This is a genomic window from Mesorhizobium sp. M1A.F.Ca.IN.022.07.1.1 (assembly GCF_003997575.1).
In the GTDB taxonomy this organism is placed as follows: domain Bacteria; phylum Pseudomonadota; class Alphaproteobacteria; order Rhizobiales; family Rhizobiaceae; genus Mesorhizobium.
This window is the reverse complement of record NZ_RZST01000354.1, coordinates 1-5,801: the sequence shown is the minus strand read 5'-3', so window position 1 is coordinate 5,801 and position 5,801 is coordinate 1. Positions and strand designations below refer to the sequence as shown.

4 protein-coding genes and 1 pseudogene are annotated in these 5,801 nt (G+C 62.6%); all 5 read left to right on the top strand.

What is annotated here, in order from left to right; all coding sequences use genetic code 11:
* Positions 1-838: 838 nt before the first annotated feature.
* On the top strand, positions 839-3,364 hold the full coding sequence (locus EOA75_RS27530) for a copper-translocating P-type ATPase (RefSeq protein WP_127325637.1): 2,526 nt from the start codon (positions 839-841) through the stop codon (positions 3,362-3,364).
* The gene (locus EOA75_RS27525; protein WP_127325636.1) at positions 3,361-3,738 is read left to right on the top strand and encodes a cupredoxin domain-containing protein; all 378 of its coding nucleotides are present in this window, start codon (positions 3,361-3,363) and stop codon (positions 3,736-3,738) included. The genes EOA75_RS27530 and EOA75_RS27525 overlap by 4 nt, the downstream gene beginning before the upstream one ends.
* A gap of 145 nt (positions 3,739-3,883) precedes the next feature.
* A pseudogene (locus tag EOA75_RS35845) lies at positions 3,884-4,006 on the top strand (hypothetical protein); the annotation flags it as partial.
* Positions 4,003-4,683 (top strand): isoprenylcysteine carboxylmethyltransferase family protein, encoded by a 681-nt coding sequence (locus EOA75_RS27515; protein ID WP_127325634.1) that lies wholly within the window; start codon positions 4,003-4,005, stop codon positions 4,681-4,683. The pseudogene EOA75_RS35845 and the gene EOA75_RS27515, both read left to right, overlap by 4 nt.
* A gap of 28 nt (positions 4,684-4,711) precedes the next feature.
* Positions 4,712-5,801, top strand: a 1,090-nt coding sequence (locus tag EOA75_RS27510) for a methionine adenosyltransferase (protein WP_127325633.1), incomplete at its 3' end; no start/stop codon positions are given.

Here is a 5,801-nt window from a genome sequence, read left to right as displayed (position 1 = left end):
CTACTTATGCGACCAGGTTTGGCGCCTGATGAGCGGCTGTCCGTACATCGTCGCCGGGTTGCGCCGTGCCGGGTTCACCGGCGGCTGGCTGAACGATGTGTAGTGCTTCTTCGACATGAGTGCCGCTTTCCGCGCATCTCTCCACCACTGTTGCCGCACAACTGAAATGCGCGGGTTTGCCTGGAGGTTTCGCTGCAGCCGGGTTCGATCGGATTTGACACAGGTCAAAGCGCATTTGGCCCGAGCAGGCGATCATGCCATGAGGTGAGAGCTTGGAAGACGTGCTGTGCTTGGACGATCTTTGCAGATTTGGCAGCAAGACCATCGGACCGCAACCGGTACCTTGGATGTGATCATGCGTGCTTTCGGGCTTGCTCTTTTCCTGTTGCTAACACCCTCGGGCCAGGCGCAGGCGCACGAGTTCGGTGCGTCACAAGGTATTTCGTTAGCCAAGATCTTTCCATCTATCGCAGACTGCGAAGCAGATCGGATGTCCTCGACGACGACCGTTCCGTCCGCATCCGCTCCGGATGGTTCAGGCTGTGACGGCGCAGCCCACGCCAATTGCGGTCTGTGCGCCGGTGGCCATTGTTTCGCATGTTCGGCTGCAATTCTTGCGACCGCTTCGGACATCGGCCTAGTACCGGAGCCTTATGCTCTGGCGTTCCTCGACCAATCAGGCTTCGCGCTGACCAAGCCTGACGCAGCCTTTCGGCCTCCTCGTTCCGTTCTCTGACGACCTGCTCGGCGGGCAAATCTCACGCTCGCCGGCCCAGGCCGCTCTCTGTGCTGGGCCAACGCTGGCTCCGGTCGCGAACGTGTTACGAGGAGAAAACCCATGAACGTGCGGACAGAAGCCGCAATCCCTGACCACCGGTCTGGTGGCTTGGCCGTGGACTCGCTCACCCTCCGCATTGGAGGGATGACCTGCGCCCACTGCCCGCCAGCGGTCGAGGAGGCCATTCGAGCGGTCAAAGGGGTCCTAGCCGCCTCGGTGAACCTCGCCACACAGACGGCGAAGGTCGACTACGACCCGGCCCAGGCGAAGGTCGCAGAAATCCTGCGGGCCATCCGCTCCATCGGCTATGCGGCCGGCACGGCGACGATGCGCATACCCATCAAGAACATGCATTGCACCTCATGCGTCATTCGCGTCGAACTGGCGCTGAAGATGACCCCGGGCGTGATCGCAGCCCGTGCCAGCCTCGCGCCCAACGCAGTCGACATCGAGTATCAGCCGGAACGCACCGATTTCCAGGAACTGAGGAGGTCGATCGAATCCTCAGGCTACAAGGTCGCCGAGCCGAAGGTGAAACCCTCGGACGAGACCCAGGATCCAGCCGAGGCGACGAACGAGCAGGAATACCGCAGCCTCATGTGGAGGTTCTGGCTGGCCGCCGTCATCTCCCTCCCGGTGATGGCGTTCAGCTATCCCAATCTCATTCCGGGGCTGCGCGATTGGATGCCCATGGGCAGCGATACGCGCCGGGTCGTTTGGACGTTGCTCGGCGTGCTGAGCCTGCCCGTCCTGCTCTGGTCGGGATCGCAGTTCTTTGTCGGCATGTGGGACGCGCTGAAGCACCGCGCGGCCAACATGCATACGCTCATCTCAATAGGCATCACGGCGGCCTTCCTCTATTCGGTCGTGGCGGTCGCATGGCCCGGGATCTTTCCCGAAATGGCGCTGGCCGAAGTCTTCTGGGACGTGACCGACGTCGTCGTGGCGCTGGTCGTGCTGGGTCTCGCCCTCGAGATCAAGGCCAAGGGCCGGACCTCGCAGGCGATCAAGAAGCTGATAGGGCTGCAGGCGAAGACGGCAAGAGTCGTGCGCGACGGCGAGGAAATCGACCTCCCCGTTGAAGAAGTGCTGGTCAGCGACACGGTCATTGTCCGTCCGGGCGAAAAGATCCCGGTCGACGGCAAGGTGAGTGCCGGATCGAGCGCGGTCGACGAGTCGATGATCACGGGCGAATCCATGCCGGTCGAGAAGCAGACCGGTGACGAGGTCATCGGCGGCACGCTCAACAAAACCGGCAGCTTCCGCTTCACCGCGACGAAGGTCGGCAAGGACACGGCACTCGCAAGCATCATCCGCATGGTGAAGGACGCGCAGGGGTCAAAGGCGCCGATCCAGCGCGTCGTCGATACCGTGTCGGGCTATTTCGTGCCCTCGGTCATGATCATCGCAATCCTGGCGGCCGTGGCCTGGTACGATTTCGGGCCTGAGCCACGGCTGATCTATGCCACGGTCATCCTGGTCACCACGCTGATCATCGCCTGTCCCTGCGCGCTCGGCCTCGCAACGCCAACCTCGCTCACCGTCGGCATCGGCAAGGGAGCTGAAAACGGCATCCTGATCCGCTCCGGCGACGCATTGCAGGCGGCCGAGAAACTCGATGCGATCATCCTCGACAAGACGGGCACGATCACCAGGGGTGAACCGGCGCTGACCGACGTCGTCGTCACGCCAGGCCACCAAGAGACCGCCGTCCTGCGGCTCACCGCCTCCCTGGAGCGGGGCTCCGAGCATCCGCTGGCCTCGGCCATCGTGAAGGGTGCCGAGGCGCGGAAGATCGAGCTGGTCGACGCTGAAGGTTTCGCTGCCGTCCCGGGCCACGGCGTCAGTGGTCGCATCGACGGCCATGACGTGCTGTTTGGCAACGCCAAGCTCATGCGCGACCGAGGTGTTCCCGCAGACGTGCTGCTGCCGCAATGGGAGCGTCTCGCCAACGAAGGCAAGACCCCGATGTACGTTGCGGTCGATGGGCAAGCGGCCGGGCTGATCGCGGTCGCCGACACCGTCAAGCCGGACTCCAGGGCGGCGATCGAAATCCTAAAAGGACTGGGCATTGAGGTCGTCATGCTGACCGGCGACAACGAGCGCACGGGTCGGGCGATCGCCCGCGAAGTCGGCATCGATCGCGTGCTGGCGGAAGTGCTTCCGGACGACAAGGCGCACGAGGTGCAGAAGCTACAGCTCGAAGGCAGGTCTGTCGGCATGGTCGGCGACGGCGTCAATGACGCGCCGGCGCTCGCCCAGGCCGATGTCGGCTTCGCCATCGGCACCGGAACCGACGTCGCCATCGAGGCGAGCGATGTGACGCTTATCAGGGGCAGCCTGACGGGCGTCGTCACGGCGATCGAGATCAGCCGGGCGACGATGCGCAACGTCCGGCAGAATCTCGTCGGCGCCTTTGGCTACAACGCGCTGGGCATCCCGGTCGCGACCGGCCTACTCTATCCGTTCATAGGGCTTCTGCTCTCTCCCCTCATCGCAGCCGCCGCCATGGCGTTCAGCTCGGTGACCGTGGTCACCAATGCCAATCGTTTGCGCTTCTTTCAGCCGAGGAGGACAGGCTCATGACACCCGACCGCTGGATAGTGACCGTCGCCGGAATCGGCCTGGTCGCCTTCATTATCTGGTTCTTCTGGCTCAAGCGTTCGCGGGGCGTCCGGGCTGCGGAAACGAGCGGCGGCTACCAGGAGGCGATGATCCTCGTGAAGGGCGGCTATACGCCCGACACGATCGTCGTCCGCAGCGGCCGCCCTGTGCGCCTGAACTTCAGACGCGAGGAGACCGCCTCCTGCTCGGACAAGGTGATCTTCCCCGATTTCCAGAAAAGCGCCGATCTGCCGACGGGTGAAACCGTCGCCGTCGAGCTGATGCCCAAGCAACCAGGCGAGTTCGGGTTCTCATGCCCCATGGGCATGTTCCGCGGTCGCCTTGTCGTCGAATAGGAGACCCGCAATGTCGACACATGACCACTCAGACCACGACCACCCGCAAGATTCCTTTCTGACATCCAGAGCAGGCCTCGTCCTGCTTGGCTTCCTTGCGATCGGCGGGTTCCTGCTCTTCACCGAGCACCGCGCCCATGTCTTTGGCGCGCTGTTCTATCTGCTGCCGTTCGGCTGCCTCTTCATGCACTTCTTCATGCATGGAGGACATGGGCATGGCGGGCACGGCGGTCACCGCAACCAGCCCGACGAAAGGAATCCGTCATGAGCGCCGAAACTCAAGCCTATGGCCTCTGGAGCCTGGTCATCGTCAATTCTACCGTCTTCATCCTGTTCGCCTACAGCTTCTTCAAGCCGGCGACGACCCGTGACTGGCGCTCGTTCGGCGCGTTCAGCGCGTTCCTGGTGGCACTGTTCGCGGAGATGTATGGTTTTCCGCTCACCATCTACTTGCTGTCGGGCTGGCTGCAGTCGCGCTATCCGGGGATCGACTGGTTCTCGCACGATGCCGGGCACCTGCTGGAAATGATGTTCGGTTGGCGGGTCAATCCGCATTTCGGACCGTTCCACCTGCTGAGTTTCGTGTTCATCGGCGGCGGGTTCTGGCTGATCGCGGTCGCATGGCGGGTTCTCTACGACGCGCAGCAGAACCGCTCTCTCGCGACGAGCGGACCGTACAGCTATGTCCGGCACCCGCAATATGCCGGCTTCATCCTGGTGATGCTCGGCTTCCTCGTTCAATGGCCGACGCTGCTGACGCTGGCGATGTTCCCGGTGCTGGTCGTCATGTACGTCAGGCTGGCGCGGGTTGAGGAGCGCGATGCGGTTGGCGAATTCGGCCACGCGTATCGCGCGTACATGAAGAATGTACCGGGATTCCTGCCGCGGCTGGATCGCGTCCTTGCACGATCGACCGGCCGGTCCGGTGAAGGCAAGCCGTCATGATCGGGCGCCCATAGTCGGAGGCGCAGCCATGTCGCTCCCTGAAGGCTCGTCAAACCCGCGGCTGGTGCTGACGGCGTATGATGTTCCCAATGACCCGGTCGAAGTCGTCGAGCGCAAGGGACTGGGTCACCCGGACACCATCTGCGATGCCCTTGCTGAAACATTCTCGCGCAATCTGTCCCTGGATTATTTTCGACGCTTTGATCGCATCCTTCACCACAACGTGGACAAGGCGCTTCTGCTGGGCGGTCGGTCTGTGCCCGCTTCCGGGGGCGGCTCTCTCACCAGCCTGATAAACATCTATCTGGCGGGCCGGGCCGCAACTGAAATCGGTGGGGAAAAAATTCCGGTCAGAGAAATAGCGATCGAGGGCTCCCGGTCTTGGCTGAAATTCAACCTGCATGCGCTCGATGCGGAGCGCGACGTCCGATTCCACGTGCTGACCCGACCGGGTTCACGGGACCTGCAGGAGCTGTTTTCGCGCACGTCCGAAGCTCCCTTGGCCAATGATACTTCGATTGGCGTTGGCTACGCGCCGATGAGCACCCTTGAAACCCTGGTGCTCGGCGTAGAGCGGCACATCAATGGAAGAGACCGAATTCGTGTACATCCCGCATGGGGCGAGGATGTAAAGGTGATGGGAGTTCGACAAGGCAAGTCAGTTCGCCTGACCGTCGCTTGCGCCATGATCGGACGTTATCTCGCTCACAGTGATGCTTATTTTGCCGAGATATCCGAGCTTCGGACGCTCGTGGCAGAACTTGCCCGACAGCATGGGTTCACCGTGTCCGAAGTGGACGTCAATGCCGCCGATGGAGCGTCCCAGGGCGCGCCTTATCTCACTGTCACGGGGACTTCAGCCGACGCTGGGGATGACGGCCAAGTAGGCCGCGGCAACAGGGTCAATGGCTTGATTACGCCCTGTCGGCCAATGAGCCTTGAAGCGGCCGCAGGCAAGAACCCGGTATCGCATGTCGGGAAGATCTATAACATCGCGGCGCGGGATATCGCCGAGGCGATCTGCGCCGCCCTATCCGAGATCGCGGCTGCCGAGTGCATGTTGGTGAGCCGGATCGGCGACCCGGTAACTCGACCCGCCCTCGTGCAGTTGAAAGTCT

What these genes read in the sequence shown, in the direction of transcription:
- EOA75_RS27530 (WP_127325637.1), top strand. Translation starts at nt 839, where the DNA reads ATGAACGTGCGGACAGAAGCCGCAATCCCTGACCACCGGTCTGGTGGC.
- EOA75_RS27525 (WP_127325636.1), top strand. Translation starts at nt 3,361, where the DNA reads ATGACACCCGACCGCTGGATAGTGACCGTCGCCGGAATCGGCCTGGTC.
- EOA75_RS27515 (WP_127325634.1), top strand. Translation starts at nt 4,003, where the DNA reads ATGAGCGCCGAAACTCAAGCCTATGGCCTCTGGAGCCTGGTCATCGTC.